Origin of the sequence: Pseudomonas sp. PSPC3-2, from assembly GCF_049897085.1 — a bacterium.
In the GTDB taxonomy this organism is placed as follows: domain Bacteria; phylum Pseudomonadota; class Gammaproteobacteria; order Pseudomonadales; family Pseudomonadaceae; genus Aquipseudomonas; species Aquipseudomonas paraveronii.
Map to the genome: position 1 here is coordinate 243,687 of NZ_JAFCVO010000005.1, position 21,815 is coordinate 265,501.

Below are 21,815 nucleotides of genomic sequence, written 5' to 3' on the forward strand. Positions count from 1 at the left end.
AGGCCCAGGCCCGTGGGGGCCATGAATAAGCTGCTCATTTTCACAATGAGGTAGTTTTTCATGGCCCATACCCAAGCCCCGCTTCCTGCGGGAGACCAAGGGCAGCACTACGCAACGCTCGCCAGCCTGATACCGCAGGCACTCGTCAACGCCTCCGCGCACAACCGCGCCGCACTGCGCCAGCTCAGCCCTGAGTTGCCTGGCTGGTACATCTGGACCACGCAGCAGCAAAAAGACACGCTCAAGACCTTTGTCGACGCCAGTTGGAACTCATTGAACCAATGGGAAGCGCAGATGGCAAAGGTCCAGACGGTCACGGCGTTCGCCCGGCCGTTGTTGGAAACCGCACTAAAAGACGCCGGTTACACGCTGGATGTGCAGCAAACGTATCTGCTGCTGTATGTGCCGGCAGAAGACGCCTTCGGCCGGCAAACGGGCGGGTTCAAGACCAAGACGTTTTCCCTGCTGCAAGCGGCGCTGAACAACTTTGAAGCACCGGAAGCGGCGCCCGGCTTTTTCAACAGTGCTTCAGGTTTCATCACCCGGCCCAACGATGACACCGGTCGTTTTGAGCGTGTCACCACCGCGCTTCCCCTCGATACGTTCGTCACGCTCTGCCGTGAGCTGGACCTGGGCGGTCAGTACCAGGCCTACCTCAATAGCCACCTGCGCTGCGCCAATGTGGTCGACGAGGCGTTGTTGCGCCTGCGCTTTACCCGCTGGAAAAAAGACGCCCTCAAGGTCGCGGCGCACCTCGCGTTGCTCAAGGGGGATATCGGCGCGGATGATTTTGCGTTGCTGTTGAAAGTGGCCAGCGGTGAGCAAAACATCAAGATCGGCGACAAACAGATCTGGTACAGCACGCCCTGCCTGATGCACCTGCGGCTTCAAGGCTGTTTGCTCATCGAGCCGAGCGTGATCCGGCGTTATGGCACCTGGTTTATCGCCTGGTTTCCCGACGATCCGGTCCAGCCGATCAAGCGCTACGCGTCGTTTGCCGAATTCCGCCAGGACATGACGGACCGCCTGACCCACGGCAGCCAAGATGACGACCGATCCAAGGGCATCGAACCCACGCAATACCAAGTGTTTTTCAGCCGTTTTGTGGCCAAAAAGGACCGCCCCTATTACTTTCGCCGGTTGACGGAGTTGGTCGATGACGCGCCGCAGCAGTCATGGGCGGCGCGGTGGATGCGCTCGGAGCGTGGGCAGTTCTGGTCAAAATTGCTCGCGCCGACGCCGTTCACCCAGGTGCTGGGTGACCCCGCCCATACCGTTCGAATCCCCATCAAAGGCCCGAATCTGGATATCAACAGCGACCCGATCAAGGGGCTCTGGAGCATCATCGACCTGTGGGACGAACTCTACGAAAGCCAGCTCGAGCGCTTGCTGGACGATGGGCTCGCCGAAGCCATAACGACCGCGCATGCCGATGCCGCCAACCGCGCCCGCCGCTGGTCGCATTACCTGGGCCTGGGCATGTTGGTGTTGAATACGGTCTCGATGGCGGTGCCGCCATTGGGCTATGCGATGTTGGCGGTGACGGCTGCCCAGTTGCTGTTTGAGGTCTTTGAAGGGGTTCATGAGCTGAGCTCCGGGGACCGCGAGGCCGGATGGTTGCACGTGGGCGATGTGTTGGGAAACCTGGTGATGCTCGGCGCCGGCGCAGTGGTTTTCCACTTTAGCGTCTCGCCGTTTGTCGAAAGCCTGAAGTTGGTCAAAGTGCCCGGCGGCAAAGTCCGGCTCTGGAAGCCGGACCTCAAACCCTATGTGCGCAACATCCACATCGCGGCGGATTCGCTGCCCTCGGCGGAAGGCTTGCATATCTATGGGCGTGACCAGATTCTGCTGCTCGAAGGCCAGCCCTTGGAGCTGAAAAAAGACCCGTACCCCGGCAAATATCGCATTCAGCATCCGCGGCGCCCCGATGCCTACCAGCCGGAGATCCGTCACAACGGTTCCGGTGGCTGGCACCATGAGATGGAGCAGCCGCTGAGCTGGCAGCCGCCACGCTTGATGCAACGCCTGGGATCGTCCATGGAGGCTTTCAACGACATCGAGCTGGAGCAGATTCGCACGGTCAGTGACGTGGATGACGGCGTATTGCGCCGCGTACACAGCGAAAGCGCGGCGGTCCCGGCCGTGCTTAACGACACGGCCAGCCAGTTTCGGGCCTACGCCGATGCGGTGAAGGTGAGCGAGCTGATTCGCAGCGGCAACCTGTCCAGCCCCTTGGCCCAGTATGCGGTGCCGCTGGCGGTAGAGCTGCCAGAGTGGCCGGCTTCGTGGGCCATTGAAGTGACTGAGGGCTCGGGAGCAGCGACCCAACGTGTTCGGTACGCGCCTGCGGGGCAGTCCGCGACGCAGGTGATCAACATCAGCATGACGGACCTGATGACCGGCAAATTACCCGAACGCATCATCCAGGCGTTCAGTCGAGACCAGGTGGCGCAGATCCTGCGCCAGTTCTATCAGTACATTCCCGTCGATAACGCCGCGCGCATAACGCTGCTTCAATCGGCCCTGGCGGATTTTTCGGTCGGGCAACGCGCGCGGTTGTTCAACAGTTTGTATCACCGTCAGGCGCCTGTCGCCGACTCGGCATTGCAGGTGTTGCAGCGTGATTTCAAAGGTTTGCCGAATGCCATGGGCCGCGAGTTGCTTGACGGTGCGCCTACGGCTGAGCTGGTGAGCCTCAAACACACCGGCAAGGTGCCGCTGGCGCTGGCTCAGAAGGCCCGTGGCATGCAGCGCCAGGTGCGCCTGGTGCGCGCCTATCAAGGGCTGTACCTGGAGGCCCTGGTCGGCCCGGACACCGAGACGCTGGTGCTCAACACCCTCGAAGCGCTGCCCGGCTGGCAAGACGACTTGCGGCTGGAGGTGCGCGAACGTGACTACGAGGGCGCATTGCGCGCCAGTGTCGGCCCCGTCGACGCGAGCAGCCGCAAGGTGCTGGTGTGGGTGTCTCCAGGTCGGTATCAGGCGTTCGATGAAGCGGCCAATTCGCTGTACATCATCAACAGTCTCTATGGCTCGATCCAGCATGCTTTGCCTGATGCGCATCGCGTTTCCCTGGGCTTGCCTCACGTCGGGCAGGGGCAACAATTGAAGGCGCTGATCCAGCGACATGCCTTGCCCCGGCCGCAATTACGCAGTCTGTTGCAAATGCTGCCCGAGAGCCGGCCGTTCTTCGTCGCGCCCAGCGTCTTGCCCGGCAATCGCCGTGGCTATCCCTTGAGTGGCCGGGGCGTAGGCCTGGGGGACTGGGATCGCCTCCTTGAGGCGCGCCTGAGCAGCTTGTACCCGGACTTCACCGACGAGGAGGTGATTGCACTGCGGGCGGCCAACGATCCCTACAGCGACCTGTGGCTCAAGGCGCTGGAGCGCGAGTACAAGGTGCTGGATGCCGCGCTGCAACATTGGATGAGCGTACCGATTGAAGGCGTGGGTGAGTTCGGCAGCCCGGCCTACCACGAACAGTTGCTGATGCGCAGCGAGATCGTGCGCGCGCTCAAGGATGCCTGGCGCCGGATCGGCGCCCGGCATTACGACGCCGCCGGGCGCTACCTGGGGCAGAAGATCGAACTGGCGAACAAACCGTTTCACCGGCAACTGCAAAGCCTGCCGGCATTGAGTGCCAACTTTGACCATGTGAGCGGGCTGGATCTGTCGAACTCCGATTTCAGCGATGTAAACGTGCCGTTCCTGTCGCACTTTACCGCCCTGCAAGCCCTGGATATTGCCGCGTGCGAGCTGACTCGACTGCCGCCGCAGATCACGCAGATGTCACGTCTTGGGGTGCTGGAAATGGCGGAAAACCATATCGTTCTGGATGCAGAGGCGGTCGGGCGCTTGAGGCTGATGCGGCATTTACGCGAACTGTGGCTGGATGGCAACCCGTTGGGGCTCGCGCCTGATATCAGCCAAATGCGCGAGCTGCGATTGCTCTGGCTGGGCGGCACCGGGCTGACCGACTGGCCTGTAGGCCTCCTTGAGGTGCCACGGCCGCGCTCGTTCGTGCTGGATTTAAGCGCCAACTCCATTGACCGCATACCCGCTGTGGCCCTGGGCTCTGATCAAGCCGGTGTGCTCGCCCGCGCGCGTGTTGACCAGTTGCTCTTGACGCCAGAGGTGCGCAGCACGCTCAGAGGCTATATCGAGTCCGTCGGTATCGACCCGCAGCGGCGCCTACCGCCCGCCGGGACGCAAGACAGTGCGCACTGGATGGCCGGTTTGACGGCGGACGAATGGCAGGCCAAACAGCCGGTCTGGGATGCCGTGGAAGGCGCGCACGGTTCGGAACCATTTTTCGATGAGATCAGAAAGCTGTCGGAGTCGTCCGATGCGCTTTTAGCGCCGTACAAGATCGAACTGACGGCGAAAGTCTGGCGCATGCTCGAGGCTGCCGACGCCGAACCCCGGCTACGCGCAAAACTCTTCCAAATGGCCACGGCGCCGACTACCTGTGTTGACGCCGGCGCCCAACTGTTCAACGCGATGGGGGTCGAGGTACTGCAGTGGGAAGCCCATGCGTCGGGTCGCCCGGAATGGGTCCGGCTTGAACTGCTGGACCTGGCCAAGGGCAAGTCGCGCTTGGAGGAGGTGGGCAGGATCGCCCGCGCCCGCGTGGAAGAACTCAGGGCACAGGGGCGGCCTTTTCCTCGCTACGATGCCGAGGGGAATTTGGTTGCCCAGTACGATGACCAAGGCAACCGGTTACGCACGCTGGATGAGGTGGAGATCCACCTGGCGTATGTCACCGGGCTTGCCCAAAGGCTGGACCTGCCCTGGCAATCCAGGAGCATGCGCTTCAGTGAACCGGACGTGACCCCCAAGATGCTCGATGACGCCTATGAGCGTGTCACGCGCCTGGAGGAGGGCGATCTGCTGCGGGAACAACTGATCGAGCAGGACTTCTGGCGCAACTACCTTGAAGCCACAAACGCCGAGGCGTTTGAGGTGCTGCTCAATAAGAGCCGGGCGCTGGATGATCTGCTGGAAGCGCAGACGGCGTGGGCCACCGATGGCAACCTGTCGGATACGCAAAAGGCCGCACAACGAAAAATCATCGAAACCACCGCCCGCACCCTGGGCAAGCCCGCCAGCGAAATCGCCCCCGGCCAGGTGATGAGTGACGCGCGATACTACGCAGACATTGCCGTGTTGGCCGAGGAAAGTAAAAACATCCTGCGCCGGCTCTGCGACCAGGCGATGGGGCGCAGCGTCGATTGATCATGCGGCGTGCAACGCAACCCTGAACACCTCGGTTTTCAGGGTTGAATCAGCGGCGCTAAAACAAGAAATACCGCTGCGCCATCGGCAGCACGTCCGCCGGTTCGCACCACAGCAACACGCCGTCGGCCTTGACCTGATACGTCTGTGGGTCCACGTCGATGTGCGGCAGGTAGTCGTTGTGGATCAGGTCGGTTTTCTGCACGTTGCGACAGCCCTTGACCACCGCGATCTGCTTCTTCAAACCCAAGGCTTGCGGTAAGCCGGCATCCTCGGCGGCCTGGCTGATAAAGGTCAGGCTGGTGGCGTGCAGGGCGCTGCCGAAGCTGGCGAACATCGGCCGGTAGTGGACCGGCTGCGGCGTGGGAATCGAGGCGTTGGCGTCGCCCATCAGGCTTGAGGCAATCGCGCCGCCCTTGAGGATCAGGGTCGGCTTGATGCCGAAGAATGCCGGGCGCCACAGCACCAGATCAGCCCATTTGCCGACTTCGATGGAGCCGACGATATGGCTGATGCCGTGGGTGATCGCCGGGTTGATGGTGTACTTGGCGATGTAGCGCTTGGCGCGGAAGTTATCGTTGCCGGGGCCGTCGCCGGGCAGGGCGCCGCGCTGTTTTTTCATCTTGTCGGCGGTTTGCCAGGTACGCGTGATCACTTCGCCGACGCGGCCCATGGCCTGGCTGTCGGAGCTGATCATCGAGAACGCGCCGAGGTCGTGCAGGATGTCTTCGGCGGCGATGGTTTCGCGGCGGATGCGGCTTTCGGCGAAGGCCACGTCTTCGGCGATGCTCGGGTCGAGGTGATGGCAGACCATCAGCATGTCGAGGTGTTCGTCGATGGTGTTGCGCGTGAATGGCCGCGTCGGGTTGGTTGAGCTGGGCAGCACGTTGGGGAAACCGCAGGCCTTGATGATGTCCGGCGCGTGGCCGCCGCCGGCGCCTTCGGTGTGATAGGTGTGGATAGTGCGGCCCTTGAGCGCGGCCAGCGTTGTTTCGACGAAGCCGGACTCGTTGAGGGTGTCGCTGTGGATCGCCACCTGCACGTCGTATTGGTCGGCGACGTTCAGGCAGTTATCGATGCTCGCGGGTGTGGTGCCCCAGTCTTCGTGCAGCTTCAAACCGATGGCGCCGGCCTTGACCTGCTCGATCAACGGCTCGGGCAAACTGGCGTTGCCCTTGCCGGTGAAACCGATGTTCATCGGGAACGAGTCGCTGGCCTGCAGCATGCGCGCCAGGTGCCACGGGCCGGAGGTGCAGGTCGTCGCGTTAGTGCCGGTGGCCGGGCCGGTGCCGCCGCCGATCATGGTGGTGACGCCGCTGGTCAGCGCCTCTTCGATCTGCTGCGGGCAGATGAAATGCACGTGGGAGTCGATACCGCCGGCGGTGAGGATCATGCCTTCACCGGCGATCACTTCGGTGCTGGCGCCGATGGCCATGGTCACGCCGGGCTGGATGTCCGGGTTGCCGGCTTTGCCGATGGCGTGGATGCGGCCGTTCTTGAGGCCGACGTCGGCCTTGACGATGCCCCAGTGATCGATGATCAGCGCGTTGGTGATCAACGTGTCGACCACTTCATGGGCGAGCAACTGGCTCTGGCCCTGGCCATCGCGGATGACCTTGCCGCCGCCGAATTTCACTTCTTCGCCATAGACGGTGAAGTCTTGTTCCACTTCGACAAACAGCTCGGTGTCGGCCAGGCGGACCTTGTCTCCGACGGTGGGGCCGTACATGTCGGCGTAGGCTTGGCGGCTGATTTTCATGTGTGGTTGCCCTGGAAAATTTATGTTGAATGTGAGTCAGCTATCGGGGGCAAGCCCCCTCCCACATGGGAATGCATTCCAACTGTGGGAGGGGGCTTGCCCCCGATGAGGCGCTAAAGGTCGCCCATAATCCGCCCGGCAAACCCAAACACCCGCCGCCCACCGCCGAAATCGACCAACTCGACCTCGCGACTCTGCCCCGGCTCAAACCGCACCGCCGTGCCCGCTGGAATATTCAGGCGCATGCCCCGGCTCAGCGCACGGTCGAAGGTCAGCGCGTCATTGGTTTCGAAAAAATGATAGTGCGAGCCCACCTGGATCGGCCGGTCGCCGCTGTTGGCCACGCTCAGGCTGACGGTGCGGCGGCCGACGTTGAGTTCGATGTCACCAGGCTGGATCTGAAATTCACCAGGAATCATGCAGGTTGCCCCAGGGTCTTGTAGTAGATAGCGGTCGGGCTGTAGCGCCCTTCCGGGCTTTGGCAGTAATCGGGCAGTTCACCGACCTTGGTGTAGCGCAGCGCCTGATAGAAGGCTTCGGCCTCGGAGCCGGCTTCGGTGTCCAGGTACAGCAGGCCGCGCTTGTGTTGGCGCGCGGCGAGTTCCAGGGCTTGCATCAATTGGTGGCCCAGGCCGTGGCGACGGGCGCTGCTGTGTACCAGCAGTTTTTGCACTTCGGCGCGGTTCAAACCGTTGGCTTTCTGGCACAGCGCCAGTTGTACGCTGGCGATCACGCGCTCGTCGCGCACCACCACCCACAGCAACAGGCTGGCGTCTTCGATGCTCGCTTGCACGCCGTGCAAATACGCGCGGGCCTGGGCCTCATCGAAGTCGGCCATGAAGCCGATCGACGCGCCGTGCCTGACCGCATCCAGCAACAGCTCGATCAAGCCCTGGCGATAGTGGGCAAAACTTTCAGCATTGACTCGACGCAGTTGCGCGGCGTTCATCGATCTCACTCCTGGGGCGGTTCGGCGCCCGGATTCAAGGTCAGTTGCATAAAGGTCAGGTCGAGCCAGCGGCCGAACTTGATGCCCACTTGCGGCATCTGCCCGGTGGTGCTGAAACCCAGGCGCTCATGCAGGCGGAGCGAGGCCTGGTTGCCGCTTTCAATGGCCGCGACCATCACGTGTTTGCCGCCGGCGCGGGCGCGTTCGATCAGGGTTTGCATCAGGCGTGGGCCGAGGCCTTTGCCGCGCTGATCGTTGCGCACGTACACCGAGTGCTCGACGCTGTAGCGATAGCCTTCGAAGGGGCGCCAATCGCCGAACGAGGCGTAGCCCGTCACTTCGTGGTTTTCCACCGCGACCAGGATCGGGTAGCGCTGCGCCTGGCGCGCGCTGAACCAGGCCTGGCGGTTGGCCAGGTCCACCAGTTGCTCATTCCAGATCGCCGTGGTGTTCAGCACCGCGTCGTTGTAGATGTCGCGGATCGCGGGCAGGTCGTGCTCGGTTGCATCACGAATCATGGCGGGGCCTCACGCGATGGGTTGGTGGACGGTCACCAGTTTGGTGCCATCGGGAAAGGTGGCTTCCACCTGGATATCCGGGATCATTTCCGGGATGCCTTCCATCACCTGTTCGCGGCTGAGCAGGGTGGTGCCGAAGTGCATCAGGTCGGCCACGGTGCGGCCGTCGCGGGCGCCTTCCATCAGCGCCGCGGAGATGTAGGCGATGGTTTCCGGGTAGTTGAGCTTCACACCGCGCGCCAGGCGCCGTTCGGCGACTAAGCCTGCGGTGAAGATCAGCAGTTTGTCTTTTTCCCGTGGGGTCAGGTCCATGGTTCAAGGTCCTTCATAAAATGCATTCTTAAATACAATGGAGATCAAGTGTGGGAGGGGGCTTGCCCCCGATGGTGGTGGGTCAGTGACAGATGCATTGCCTGACACTCCCCTATCGGGGGCAAGCCCCCTCCCACATTTTGATCTTCATGTGCTCCAGATTCGGGGTGCTACGGCTTCACGGCCCAGTACTGCCGGGCGTAACAATTTCCATAAATCAATCAACCAGCCCCGCGCCAGCAGCGCTTCGCTCGCCAGGCAGCGGGCGACCAGCAGGCCGGGCAGTTGGGTCAGGTCGCCGCGCACCGCGTGGGGCAGCGAGCGGCAGTGTTCGAGTAACTCAGGCTCGATATCGCCGGTCAGCAACAAGGTGGCGAAGACCGGTTGCCCGTCCAGGCCGATCGGCGAGTCGAGCAAGCCATCGTCGCCCACAATGCGCTGGCGTTCGTGCCAGAGCAACTGGCCGTCGCGGCGGATGTCCAGGTGCGCTTGAAAGTGCCCGAGGTCGAAGCGCTCGCCGCTGGCCGGGCGGCCCAGGGCGACTACGTCCCAGTAGAACAGCCGCGCATCGCCGTGCAGCGCGATGCGTGTGCTGAGTTCGGCCTGGGCGGCGCTGAACACGATGGTTTCCTGGGGCAGCCATTCCAGGGTGGCGCCGGCCTCGACGCTCAGCTCGAGTTGCTGAAACGCCGGGCCGCTGGCGCGGTACCACTTGGCCGCGCCAGGGCTGGTCAATTGCGCCCAAGCGCCCTCGGCGACGTGGGCGCGGATGTCCAGGCGGTCGCCGCCGGCAATCCCGCCGGGCGGATGCACGATGATGTGCTGGCACACCTCGGGGCCTTCGGCGTACAGGTGTTTTTGCACGCGCAGCGGGCCGAGGTGGCGACGCATCACCGGGCGCGTGGTGTCGCCGAAACGCGCGTAGCCGAGTTCCAGCTCGGCGTGCCAGCTGGGGGTGAACAGGGCAGGGGAAACGGGCAGGTTCATGGCGTGTGCTTGTCGTTAGGAGGCTACAGATTAGATGGTTACGAGACCGCGCACACCGTCGCTTTCCATATTTTCTCCACGGCCTTGCTGGACGATTTCACCGCGCGACATCACCAGGTACTGGTCGGCCAGTTCGGCGGCAAAGTCGTAGAACTGCTCCACCAACAGAATCGCCATGTCGCCACGGGCCGCGAGTTTCTTGATCACCGCCGCGATCTCCTTGATCACCGACGGCTGGATGCCTTCGGTTGGCTCGTCGAGAATCAACAGGCGCGGGCGGCTCGCCAGGGCGCGGCCAATCGCCAACTGCTGTTGCTGGCCACCGGATAAGTCACCGCCACGGCGGTGCTTCATTTGCAGCAGCACCGGGAACAGTTCGTAGATAAACGCCGGGACTTCCCTGGCTTCGGCGCCGGGGAAGCGCGACAGGCCCATCAGCAGGTTTTCTTCCACCGTCAGCCGTCCGAAAATCTCGCGCCCCTGGGGCACGTAGGCGATCCCGGCGTGTACGCGCTGGTGCGGCTTGAAGCCGGTGATGGCCTTGCCTTCCCAGTTCACCGTGCCCTCTTTGGCGGGCAGTAGGCCCATCAGGCACTTGAGCAGGGTGGTCTTGCCCACGCCGTTACGGCCGAGCAGGCAGGTGACTTCGCCGATCTTCACGTCAAAGGACAGCCCACGCAGGATGTGGCTACCGCCGTAGTATTGGTGCAGCTTGTCGACTTGCAACATATCCAAAATCTCCTCAATTCCCTGTAGGAGCGAGCTTGCTCGCGAAAAACCTGAGGGCGCCGCGTGCATTCAGGCTGCCCGCGTTATCGTTAACGATTTTCACGAGCAAGCTCGCTCCTACAGAAAAGCGAACTCAGCGCCCGAGGTACACCTCGATCACGCGCTCGTTTTCCTGCACCTGTTCCAGCGACCCTTCGGCCAGCACGCTGCCCTGGTGCAACACGGTCACATGGTCGGCAATCGAGCCGACAAAGCCCATGTCGTGTTCCACCACCATCAGCGAGTGCTTGCCCGCCAGGCGCTTGAACAGTTCGGCGGTGAATTCGGTTTCGGCGTCGGTCATGCCCGCCACCGGTTCGTCGAGCAGCAACAGTTGCGGGTCTTGCATCAGCAGCATGCCGATTTCCAGGAACTGCTTCTGGCCGTGGGACAGCAGGCCGGCCGGGCGCTGCACCGAGGCGGTGAGGCGGATGGTGTCGAGCACTTCATCGATGCGGTCTTTCTGCTCGCCGCTCAGGCGTGCGCGCAGGCTGGCCCACACCGACTTGTCGGTCTTCTGCGCGAGCTCCAGGTTTTCGAACACGCTCAAGGCTTCGAACACCGTGGGTTTCTGGAACTTGCGGCCGATGCCGGCCTGGGCGATCTGCACTTCGCTCATCGCGGTCAGGTCGAGTGTTTCGCCGAACCAGGCGTTGCCGTGGCTGGGCCGGGTCTTGCCGGTGATCACGTCCATCAGCGTGGTTTTGCCCGCGCCGTTGGGGCCGATGATGCAGCGCAATTCGCCGACGCTGATGTACAGGTTCAAGGCGTTGAGTGCCTTGAAGCCGTCGAAGCTGACGCTGATGTCTTCCAGGGTCAGGATCGTGCCGTGGCGCGTGTTGAGGCCCGTGCCGGCGGCCTGGCCGATGCCGATCGCATCGCGGCCGCTGCCGGCGTCGAGAATAGGTTCGAGCATAAATTCTGCGGTCGCCGTGACTCTCATTGTTCACCCCGTTTCTTCAACAGCCCGATCACGCCCTTGGGCAAATACAGGGTGACGATGATGAACAGCGCCCCCAGGAAGAACAGCCAATACTCCGGGAACGCCACGGTGAACCAGCTCTTCATGCCGTTCACCACCCCGGCACCGAGCAGCGGCCCGATCAAGGTGCCGCGCCCACCCAAGGCCACCCACACGGCGGCTTCGATGGAATTGGTCGGCGACATTTCGCTGGGGTTGATGATGCCCACCTGCGGCACGTACAACGCCCCCGCCAGGCCGCACAGCACCGCGCTCAACACCCACACGAACAGCTTAAAGCCACGCGGGTCGTAGCCGCAGAACATCAGGCGGTTCTCGGCGTCGCGCAAGGCGGTCAGTACCCGGCCGAACTTGCTGCGGGCCAGGCGCCAGCCGATGTACAGGCTGCTCACCAGCAACAGCACGGTGGCCACAAACAACGCCGCGCGCGTGCCCGGTTCGGTAATGCCGAAGCCGAGGATGCTGCGGAAATTGGTAAAGCCGTTATTACCACCGAACCCGGTCTCGTTGCGAAAGAACAACAGCATCCCGGCGAAGGTCAGGGCTTGGGTCATGATCGAGAAGTACACGCCCTTGATCCGCGAGCGAAAGGCGAAGAAGCCGAACACCAACGCCAGCAACCCCGGCGCCAACACCACCAAGCACAAGGCCCAGAGGAAGTGCTCGGTACCGACCCAGTACCAGGGCAATTCGGTCCACGACAAGAAGGTCATGAACGCCGGCAACTCATCGCCGGAGGCCTGGCGCATCAGGTACATGCCCATGGCATAACCGCCGAGGGCGAAGAACAAGCCGTGGCCGAGGGACAACATCCCGGCGTAACCCCACACCAGGTCGAGCGCGAGGGCCACGATGGCGTAGCAGAGGATTTTGCCTACCAGCGTCAGCGTGTAGGCCGAGACGTGCAGCGGATTGTCCGGCGACAACAGCGAACACAGCGGCAGGGCCAGCAGCAGGATCAGGATCACGGCGCCGACGGCAATCGTCAGCTTGGGGCCGGCCTTTTGTGTGGCCGTGAGCATCAATGGCTGGTTCATCAGTCGATCACCCGTCCTTTGAGTGCGAAGAGGCCTTGCGGGCGTTTCTGGATAAACAGAATGATCAGCGCAAGGATCAGGATCTTGCCGAGCACGGCGCCGATCTGCGGTTCGAGGATCTTGTTGGCGATCCCCAGGCCGAACGCGGCCATCACGCTACCGGCCAATTGGCCGACACCGCCGAGCACGACGACCAGGAAGGAATCGATGATGTAGCTCTGGCCCAGGTCTGGGCCGACGTTGCCGATCTGGCTCAGCGCCACGCCGCCCAACCCGGCGATGCCGGAGCCCAGGCCAAACGCGAGCATGTCCACGCGCCCGGTGGGTACGCCGCAGCAGGCGGCCATGTTGCGGTTCTGGGTGACGGCGCGCACGTTGAGGCCCAGGCGCGTCTTGTTCAGCAGCAGCCAGGTCAGCACCACCACGCACAAGGCGAAGGCGATGATCACGATGCGGTTGTACGGCAGCACCAGGTTGGGCAGCACTTGAATGCCGCCGGACAGCCAGGCGGGGTTGGCCACTTCGACGTTCTGCGCGCCGAACACCAGGCGCACCAGTTGGATCAGCATCAGGCTGATGCCCCAGGTGGCGAGCAGGGTTTCCAGGGGGCGGCCGTACAGGTGACGAATCACCGTGCGCTCCAGAGCCATGCCGATGGCGGCGGTGACGAAAAACGCCACCGGCAGCGCGATCAGCGGGTAGAACTCGATGGCGTGCGGCACGTAGCGCTGCATCAGCAACTGCACCACATAGGTGGAGTAGGCGCCGAGCATCAGCATCTCACCGTGGGCCATGTTGATCACGCCCAGCAGGCCGAACGTGATCGCCAGGCCCAAGGCCGCGAGCAGCAGGATCGAACCGAGGGACATGCCGCTGAAGGCCTGGCCGAGGATCTCGCCCAGCATCAATTTGCGTTTGACCTGGGCCAGGCTGGTCTCGGCGGCGGTATGCACCGCAGCGTCGGTTTCCACGCCGGGGGCGAGCAGGGTTTCGAGGCGGGTGCGGGCCAGCGGGTCGCCGGTGCTGCCGAGCAAGCGCACGGCGGCGAGGCGCACCGCCGGGTCGGCGTCTACCAATTGCAGGTTGGCCAGGGCCAGGCTGAGGGAGGTGTGGACGTCTTCGACGGTTTCGGCGGCGACGCGCTGGTCGAGGAATTTAAGCTGCGCCGGTTGCGCGGTTTTTTGCAGGGTTTGCGCGGCCGCGAGGCGCACCTTGGGGTCGGCGGCGAGCAGTTGCTGGCTGGCCTGTACGTTGTCGATCAGACCGCGCAGGCGGTTGTTCAGGCGCACGGTCTTGGTTTCGCCATTGACCGTGAGTTGGCCTTGTTGCAGGGCGTCCACCAATTCGATGCGCGCCGGGTCTGGCTGGGCGGCCCAGTCCTGCAGCAGTTTGGCTTGTTGCGTCGGGTTGGCGGCAAGGAAATCTTCGGCGTCACCGGCGTGTGCGCCGAAAGGCAGCAACAGCAGGGCGGCGAGGATGAAACGGTAGAGGGCAGTGGGCATAACAAAATGTCCTGAGCATGCACGGGTCGGCTTTATGTGGGAGGGGGCTTGCCCCCGATAGCGATGTGTCAGGCAATGCATGTGCTGACTGATCCACCGCTATCGGGAGCAAGCCCCCTCCCACATGGGTCCGTGGCGGGGCTTAGTTACTTTTCACGGCGTAATCAGGTTTCTTGTCGTTGCCGGGGATGTACGGGCTCCATGGCTGTGCGCGGATCGGTTCCTGGGTCTGCCAGACCACCGAGAACTGCCCGTCGGCCTGGATCTCACCGATCATCACCGGCTTGTGCAGGTGGTGGTTGGTCTTGTCCATGGTCAGGGTGAAGCCCGACGGCGCGGCGAAGGTCTGGCCGGCGAGGGCTTCACGCACTTTGTCGACGTCGGTGGACTTGGCCTGCTCCGCCGCCTGTGCCCACATATGAATGCCCACGTAGGTGGCTTCCATCGGGTCGTTGGTCACGGCTTTGTCCGCGCCCGGCAGGTTGTGTTTCTTGGCGTAGGCTTTCCAGTCGGCGACGAACTTGGTGTTCACCGGGTTCTCCACTGACTGGAAGTAGTTCCAGGCAGCGAGGTTGCCCACCAGCGGCTTGGTGTCGATGCCGCGCAGTTCTTCTTCGCCCACCGAGAAGGCCACCACCGGCACGTCGGTGGCCTTCAGGCCCTGGTTGGCCAGTTCCTTGTAGAACGGCACGTTGGAGTCGCCATTGACGGTGGAGATCACCGCCGTCTTGCCGCCGGCGGAGAACTTCTTGATGTTGGCGACGATGGTCTGGTAATCGGCGTGGCCGAACGGGGTGTAGACCTCTTCGATGTCTTTATCCGCAACGCCCTTGGAATGCAGGAACGAGCGCAGGATCTTGTTGGTGGTGCGCGGGTACACGTAGTCGGTGCCCAGCAGGAAGAAACGCTTGGCGCTGCCGCCTTCTTCGCTCATCAGGTATTCCACCGCCGGGATCGCCTGCTGGTTCGGCGCCGCACCGGTATAGAACACGTTCGGCGACATCTCTTCGCCTTCGTATTGCACCGGGTAGAACAGCAGGCCGTTGAGCTCTTCGAACACCGGCAACACCGATTTGCGCGACACCGAGGTCCAGCAGCCGAATACCACGGCGACCTTGTCCTGGGTCAGCAACTGCCGGCCTTTTTCGGCGAACAGCGGCCAGTTCGACGCCGGGTCCACTACCACAGGCTCCAGCATCTTGCCGTTCACACCGCCCTTGGCGTTGATCTCGTCGATGGTCATCAGCGCCATGTCTTTGAGCGAGGTTTCGGAGATGGCCATGGTGCCGGACAACGAATGCAGGATGCCGACCTTGATGGTCTCGGCGGCCTGCACGGTCCAGGTCATGCCCATGGCGGCAATCGATGCTGTGAGTGTGAAAGCCTTGATCAAGCTGCGACGCTTCATGGTGCGATCTCCGTGAACTCGATGTTGTTATGAGGGCGTTGCACAGGCTTTTGCAAAGGCTGTGCCGAGGTGCGTATTCGCGGGGGCGCGTGCAGCGATGCACATGCGTTGAGGGGCATCGGTGCACCAGTTCGGCGCCGTTACGGGCGCGCCGTGCACGCTCGCGCACCCTAAAGGGGCTGTTTTGGGCGTTGGTTAATTAGCTACCGCTTGAGCCGGGCTCGGCGTGACAAGAATGCCCCCTGACAACATCGATTCAGGTGTTCTGCAGGGAGTGTTTATGGCTATCAGATTATCGCGGGAAGAACGTGCCGCCGGTTCACGCAGGGGCGCTACGAGCCTGCCAATGCTGAGCCCGGAATTTTTAAAGGAAGAGGATGCCGCTTACTGGGCGCACACCCGGATCGGTGCAAAAAGAGACCGTGAGTACGGCGGAGTGATTGTGCGCGGGGCGACGGGCAAGTATCTGGCGACCGAGCCTGTGCCTGGGGAAAAACAGGAGTTCGACTTGCTCAAGGTCCTGGCGGTCGGTGCCGACGGTTTTTATCAGCAACCCAAGGGCTACACCTGTGTGGCCAGCTACCATTCACACCCGGCGATCCATGCGCAAGTGGCCCGGGACGACCCCTCGATGGATGAGCGCATGGTCAAAGCGTTCGTGAATTTTTTTTCGTCGGCCGACTTCTTTTACGACGTCAATGAGCGGCAGTTTTTCCCGGCGGCGTATCTGTCCGGGCCGGACGGCTCGCTGATTCGCTATGCGCCCAGTGGCTCGCCAAGGGAGCGAAGTTTCGCGCTGTGGATCGGCGCCGGCAAGCCGGCCGGCAACGCGGTGGGGGTGTATGGCCCGTTCAGCGAGTTCGTGAAGAAGCTCTCCACTCTGGGCGAATTGAGCCTGATCGTACCCACTGCATTGTGGGGCGGCTCCATCGGCACGGTGCCGGCGGACTGGGTGGTGTTCGAGCCGTTCACGTCTAACGCCGTGACCCGCCAGCCCTTGTTTACCGCGCTCCTCGGCAGCGCTGAAGCGGCGGTGAGTGCGGCGCAGCGTCATGCCCCGACGACGCCCGACCGTCGCACCTTCGGGGTTGTGCTCAAGCATCTGACGGACGAACGCTATGTGGCGACTTTTCCAGAGGAGGCGCGCCCGCCCTTGTTCGCCGCAGCAGGGCTGTTCCCCGAGCGAGCCCCGGGCAAACTGAAGCTGCCCTCCAACTTTCGGCTGGAAGCCCTCTACTACCGCTCTAAACCCGAGCCAACGGATATCCCCGAAAACGAGCCCTGGTTGTACGCCACATTCCCGACGCCTGCGGAGTTGGTGGCGGCGATCACGCAGTCAGAAGCGACCCAGGACATACAGAACAGCAGCCGAGGTTTGCGCCTTTACATTCAAACCTCGGATGACGCACTGCTTGTACTCAAGGTGCCACTGGCGAGTGATGCCGGCGGGCTGGTCAAAGAGGGCCGCGATGGCCTGCTCGACGACAATGGTGCCCAGGCCGCGCTGAAGGCCGGCACCCTCAGCCCGCGCGACTACGTGCGTCGGGTGATTGCCGCGACGGCGTTGTCAGTGGTCGAGGCTGGGTTGCTCTGGCGCACGGTCGGTGCGGTGGACAATCGCTCGGCGGTGTTGAACGGTTTCCATCAGGCGGTATTAAGCCCGCCCTTTATTGGCGCGCACGACGCGGCCGTCTATGCCCACGAGCAGATCGGCTCACGGCGCGACCGTGCCTACGGCGGCTACATACTCAAGGACAAGGACGGCCGTTTCTTCATCACCCAGCCCCAGGCAAGCGACCCCAACCCGTTCGCCCATAAGCTGTTTTTTTCGGCGGATATACCGGGCCCGTTGATCCCGCCCGAGCCGTACTTCGTTCACGGCCGTTTCGGCTCCCACCCGGCGCTGTCGATGGTTGACCCCGGCTGGGTCAAGCAACGCGACTGGACGCGCGAAGACGCCCTTATCAACCTGCAGATTTTTGACGCGGCTGAACTCCACGACGTGATCCAGTCAGGGCGCCCTGCGTACTTGTCGGGGGCCGAGGACTGTTTGCTGGCGTACACCCCGAGCGGCTCCGCGCAGGAGGCACTGCTGTTAACGGCCACCGCGCCGAAACCGGGTGGCAGCGTGGCCCAAAAGCGCATGGACAGCGGGTTTTTCAAGCCCGCACTGTGGGTCGCCAGGTTAGCTGAGACGGCTGATTTGCGGGTGGTCCAAGGCAACCCGTTATGGGGCCCGCGTTCGCCGATCTATAAGGATTGGACGCCCTCTTTCGACTATGCGCCCAGGCTCGGCGCACCCGACTATGCCACCTATGGCGCGCTGTTCAGCACGGCGGATGAAGCCGCCCGTGATCTGCATGCGCGGGTCCATGGGCGCAACCTGCCCGAGCAGGCGTACTTTGGTTTTATCCTCAAGCACAAGGAAACGGCGCACTACGTGGCCACCGAGGTGGTGGGCGTCAATCAACAGGCCAAGTTGTTCAATCTCAACAGTGTGTTTGCCCCGACACAAGCGAGTGACTATCGGTTTCCTGATGGGTTTGTGCTCTGCGGGCTGTTTCGCTCGCAGCAATGGCAGCCGAGCGGGCTGTCGGCGTCCAGTGCTTGGCTGACCCGCTATTTTGTGATGCCGATGGTGTTGTACGAGGCGATTTACGAGAGCAAGCGCAGAGGGGCGAAATACAACAGCGGTAGAAACCTGCCGGTGTATTTTTCGACGCAAGAGGGGGCCTTGTTGCGATTCGTACCGCTGCCCTTCAACGTGGGCAGCGGCGGGCCGGTGGAAAGCGCCTTTGAAGCGGCCAGTACCGCGTTGGCCTCCGGTCAGAAGACGACGCAGACATTTGTCCGGGAGTGGGCCAACGGCGGGGAACTCAACGTGGTGCGCACCAGCCAATGCTGGGACAAACACGGGCGGGTGCCGCGCACCTGGTCCGGCTACGAAAACCTGACCCGACGCCGCGTTGGCCCGGCGTTTGCCAACCCGGACGATGCGGCGCGTTATGCCGCGGCCATTGTCGGTGAAGGCCGGCGCCGCACCTATGGCGGCGTCTTGCTCAGGCTGCCCGATGGCTTGTTCGTGGCGACTGATCCGCTGGTGGTGCCGCCCCAGGGGTTTGCACTGAACTGGATTTACCCTGAGTCGGCGATTACGCAAGGGCTGTATCCGCCGGGAAGTACCATCGTCGCGCGGTATCGCTCAGTGCTCAGGCAGGAGACGCAGATACTGTTGTCGGCCACCCAAAAAGCCGTCTACCAGAGCATGTTGCCCACCAGCGTGTTGTCGGACCTGCTGCGCCGTAAAGTCCACATCAAGCGCGAATACCTGTTCGGCCCCGAGGGTGTGATCCTGAGTTACCAACTGACGGGGTCCCCTGAGGAGGAGGCGCTCAAGCCGACGTTGGCGGCCTTGAACCTGGTCAGGGAGGATGTCGCGGACAATCAAATCGAACGGCAACTGCGCAGCGGCGCGCTGGCCCCGGTCGACTTCGTCACACAGGTGGCGAAGGCCGGCGATTTACAGGTGGTCAACGGTAATCATCTGTGGGGCTATCCGCGACGGTTGAGCGCGCCGTTCGTGCCGAACGTGGTCTCCCAGGCGGCGCTGGCGATCAAGCAGGTGTTTGCCGATGCGCCATGCAGCCCGATCTTTACCCAGGCTTACGACGCCGTGCGTTATGCACAGCGGTTGGCGTCGCCGCAGGCGCAGTTGCGGTTCGGTTATGTACTCAAGGACGCGCGCAAGCAGGCCTATATGACGACGTTACCGTTGGTGCGCGGCGACTACACGCGCTTCGAGCAGGTCTTCGTCGATGGTTTGTTGCCCCAGGGGTATACGCTGGAGGGCTTGTATTTGTGCGCCTCTACCGTGGCGATTGCGCCATCGAACGATGCCATGGCGCTGAGCTTTTTCTCGCCCCAGGCCCTGGCCAACGGCGTCAATTTTGTCAGCAGCCTGGCGGGTAACGGTGCCCTGCCGCTCTACCTGCTGTGCGCCGACGGCGCGCTGCTGAGGTATTCATTCACCAAGAACGGGCGGCAATCGCTGAGTGCGCTGAACGCCGAGGCCAGAACCCTCGAGCCTAAGTTGCTGGCCGGCACCGCGACGGTTGCCGACTACGTGCGCGGGCTTGCGACCCAGGGCGAGTTGTATGTGCGTGTCAGAAGCGTGGTGTGGGGCAAGGAACAAGCCGTTACCGCGCAATGGCAGCCCAACACCGCGCCCTGGCCGGTGCAGGACAACCCGCACTTTCTGTCATTTTGCGGGCCGCTGTTCAACCATGCCGACGACGCCGCACGCTGGGCCGAAAAACAGCTGGGCAGCTTCAAGGGCCGCGAATACCTCGGCGCCGTGCTGGCGCCGCCAAAGGGGCGGGGGTTTGTCGCGCTTGAGCCGGTGGAGGACCACCGTGCGTGGCTGGCGGACACGATTTCACAACTGTTCTGGTTCGGCCATCTCGGCTTCGATGTCACGCCCGATCACCCGCTGTTCTTCTACACCATCAAAGCGCTGCAGGCGTTTTACAAAGTCATCCCTTTGCGTCTGAATCTGCCGTCGCTGGATCAGCGCTTGCTGGACAACTTTGTCGACAAGGATGATCTGCGCCTGTACCTGGACATCATCGGCAGTAACCGTCCGGTCGCCGACAGTGTCTACCTGTCGTGTCGCGGCGGTGCGCTCCTGAAGTATGTGCCGGGTTTCACGGAGGATGAGACGCGACTGCTGAGTGTCGACGCATCACCGTTGCCCAGCGTGCTGGTCAGCGGCTTGCGCGAGGCCGGCATGCTGGCCGTGCTGGAAACCGATGCCTTCTGGACGCGTCCGGGGGCACTGGGCGCGGAATGGCAGGTCAAGGATGTACTCGCCGAGCCGGACCCGCAGGCCGTGCTGTACGGTCGCGACAAGGACGAACTCTGACAGGTGTTCAGCGCTGCCGAAGCCGGCCGCCGTGGATCGACCGATCCACGGCGGCGTCGGCGTCAAACGCGCGAGGGTTGCGCAAACAGCCGCGACAGCAGCAGGCGATCCAATGCCCATACGACGATCAACGACGCGCCCACCAACGGAAAGATGATCGCCAACCCGAGCATGATCACCATCGCGGTTTTCCACTTCGGCAGGTCATGACGCAACGGCGGCACACCCAGGCCGCCCGCCGGTCGCCGCTTCCACCAGATCACCACGCCGCTGACGGCGCTGAGCAGGATCATCAGGCAGATCAGCAGCACAATCAGTTGATTGACCCAGCCGAACATCTTGCCCTCGTGCAACATCACGCCGGTCTCGGTCGCTCGCGCCACGCCGTTGTAGTGTTCCCAGCGCACATCGGCCAGGACCTTGCCGGTGTACTGGTCCACATGCAGGGTCGCGTCATTGCGCGGGTCGTTGGCGAATACGGCGACAGTGAATACGCCCTCGGCAGTGGTGGGCGGGGTGATGCTGTAGCCGGGTTCGACCTTGCGTGCGGTGGCCAGGTCGACCACTTGTTGCAGGCGGATGGTGGGCGCGGCAGGGGCGGCATGCATCGCGCCGTGGTTCATGTGTTCGGCATGGTCGCCGGACACCGGCATCGGTGTGTTTTCCAGGGCCCAGGGCACGGTCTGTTGTGTCGCGGTGTTGAGCACGCGGGCCTGTTGATCGGAGGTCGGTATGGCGTTCCACATCGCCGCCGGGAAGCGGTTCCACAGCTCGGCGTATTGCTTGCCCCAGAAGCCGGTCCAGGCCATGCCGCTGAGCAGCATCACCAGCAACAACGCGGCGCCCCAGAAGCCGGTGACCACGTGCAGGTCGCGCCAGAACACCCGGCCACGGGTAGTGAAGCGCGGCCACAACATGCCGGACGATGACTTGCCGCGCGGCCACCACAAGTACACGCCGGAGATCACCAGCATCACGCCCCAGCCGGCGGCGAGCTCGATCAGGCGATCACCCACGGTGCCGATCATCAACTCGCCGTGCAGGGCGCGGGCGATGGCTTGCAGGTTGTTTTTCGCGTCCTGCGTGCCGAGCACGGTGCCGCGATACGGGTCGACGAACACCGTCACTTCGCGGCCGCCGTCGTGCATGACGAACTGGGCGCTGCTGGTGGCGTCGGCCGGTGGCAGGTATTTGCTGAGCGTGCCCCGGGGGTAGGCGGCCTTGGCGCGCTGCAGTTGCTCGTCGGCGCTCAGCGCGTGTTCGGCGGCGGGGACGGTGAGCAGGTCGCCGTACATCAGCGGGTCGAGCTGGGGCTTGAACAGGTAGATGATGCCGGTCAGCGCCAGCAGCACCATGAAGGGGGCGACAAACAGCCCGGCGTAGAAGTGCCAACGCCAGGCCAGGTTGTAGAAGGAGATTTTTTGTGTGCTCATCGGGGGG

At 63.0% G+C, this 21,815-nt stretch carries 14 protein-coding genes and 1 pseudogene; 2 read left to right on the forward strand and 13 right to left on the reverse strand.

All coding sequences use genetic code 11. The features are described 5' to 3' along the window. Positions 1–60: 60 nt before the first annotated feature. On the forward strand, positions 61–5,232 hold the full coding sequence (locus ACP7CJ_RS11230; RefSeq protein WP_426100361.1) for an NEL-type E3 ubiquitin ligase domain-containing protein: 5,172 nt from the start codon (positions 61–63) through the stop codon (positions 5,230–5,232). A gap of 58 nt (positions 5,233–5,290) precedes the next feature. On the opposite strand, the gene ureC is transcribed toward ACP7CJ_RS11230, so the two are convergent. From ureC to urtA, 12 genes and pseudogenes are all read right to left on the reverse strand, one after another. Beyond that, positions 5,291–6,991, reverse strand: a complete 1,701-nt coding sequence (gene ureC, locus ACP7CJ_RS11235; protein ID WP_426100359.1) for an urease subunit alpha — start codon at positions 6,989–6,991, stop codon at positions 5,291–5,293. Between the two features lie 113 nt (positions 6,992–7,104). Next, positions 7,105–7,410, reverse strand: a complete 306-nt coding sequence (locus ACP7CJ_RS11240; RefSeq protein ID WP_017849702.1) for an urease subunit beta — start codon at positions 7,408–7,410, stop codon at positions 7,105–7,107. Beyond that, positions 7,407–7,940: a GNAT family N-acetyltransferase gene (locus ACP7CJ_RS11245; protein WP_426100357.1), complete on the reverse strand. Its 534-nt coding sequence runs from the start codon at positions 7,938–7,940 to the stop codon at positions 7,407–7,409. Before ACP7CJ_RS11245 ends, ACP7CJ_RS11240 begins: the two co-directional genes overlap by 4 nt. A 5-nt stretch (positions 7,941–7,945) precedes the next feature. Beyond that, entirely contained in the window at positions 7,946–8,458 is a 513-nt protein-coding gene (locus tag ACP7CJ_RS11250; RefSeq protein ID WP_426100355.1) for a GNAT family N-acetyltransferase, read from the reverse strand. Between the two features lie 9 nt (positions 8,459–8,467). Then, positions 8,468–8,770: an urease subunit gamma gene (locus ACP7CJ_RS11255; RefSeq protein WP_010213535.1), complete on the reverse strand. Its 303-nt coding sequence runs from the start codon at positions 8,768–8,770 to the stop codon at positions 8,468–8,470. Between the two features lie 147 nt (positions 8,771–8,917). Continuing rightward, positions 8,918–9,757 carry an urease accessory protein UreD gene (locus tag ACP7CJ_RS11260; protein WP_426100353.1) on the reverse strand — a complete coding sequence of 280 codons (840 nt, stop codon included), beginning with the start codon at positions 9,755–9,757 and terminating at the stop codon, positions 8,918–8,920. Positions 9,758–9,787: 30 nt separating this feature from the next. Beyond that, complete coding sequence (urtE, locus tag ACP7CJ_RS11265; protein WP_426100351.1) at positions 9,788–10,486, reverse strand: urea ABC transporter ATP-binding subunit UrtE; 699 nt, start codon at positions 10,484–10,486, stop codon at positions 9,788–9,790. A 22-nt stretch (positions 10,487–10,508) separates the two neighbouring features. Next, positions 10,509–10,595, reverse strand: a pseudogene (locus ACP7CJ_RS11270) (outer membrane lipoprotein carrier protein LolA); the annotation flags it as partial. 24 nt (positions 10,596–10,619) lie between these two features. Next, entirely contained in the window at positions 10,620–11,468 is an 849-nt protein-coding gene (gene urtD / locus ACP7CJ_RS11275) for an urea ABC transporter ATP-binding protein UrtD (RefSeq protein WP_247407980.1), read from the reverse strand. After that, the gene (gene urtC, locus ACP7CJ_RS11280; protein WP_426100349.1) at positions 11,465–12,544 is read right to left on the reverse strand and encodes an urea ABC transporter permease subunit UrtC; all 1,080 of its coding nucleotides are present in this window, start codon (positions 12,542–12,544) and stop codon (positions 11,465–11,467) included. Before urtC ends, urtD begins: the two co-directional genes overlap by 4 nt. Beyond that, the gene (gene urtB / locus ACP7CJ_RS11285) at positions 12,544–14,046 is read right to left on the reverse strand and encodes an urea ABC transporter permease subunit UrtB (protein WP_426100347.1); all 1,503 of its coding nucleotides are present in this window, start codon (positions 14,044–14,046) and stop codon (positions 12,544–12,546) included. The genes urtC and urtB overlap by 1 nt, the downstream gene beginning before the upstream one ends. A gap of 142 nt (positions 14,047–14,188) precedes the next feature. Continuing rightward, complete coding sequence (urtA, locus tag ACP7CJ_RS11290; protein WP_276196305.1) at positions 14,189–15,454, reverse strand: urea ABC transporter substrate-binding protein; 1,266 nt, start codon at positions 15,452–15,454, stop codon at positions 14,189–14,191. 280 nt (positions 15,455–15,734) lie between these two features. Here urtA and ACP7CJ_RS11295 point away from each other — a divergent pair, with 280 nt between their 5' ends. Then, positions 15,735–20,375, forward strand: coding sequence for a DUF4329 domain-containing protein (locus ACP7CJ_RS11295; protein ID WP_426100345.1), 4,641 nt, complete (start codon positions 15,735–15,737; stop codon positions 20,373–20,375). A gap of 62 nt (positions 20,376–20,437) precedes the next feature. Here ACP7CJ_RS11295 and ACP7CJ_RS11300 read toward each other — a convergent pair whose 3' ends face one another. Next, entirely contained in the window at positions 20,438–21,808 is a 1,371-nt protein-coding gene (locus tag ACP7CJ_RS11300) for a PepSY-associated TM helix domain-containing protein (RefSeq protein ID WP_426100343.1), read from the reverse strand. Positions 21,809–21,815: the final 7 nt, after the last annotated feature.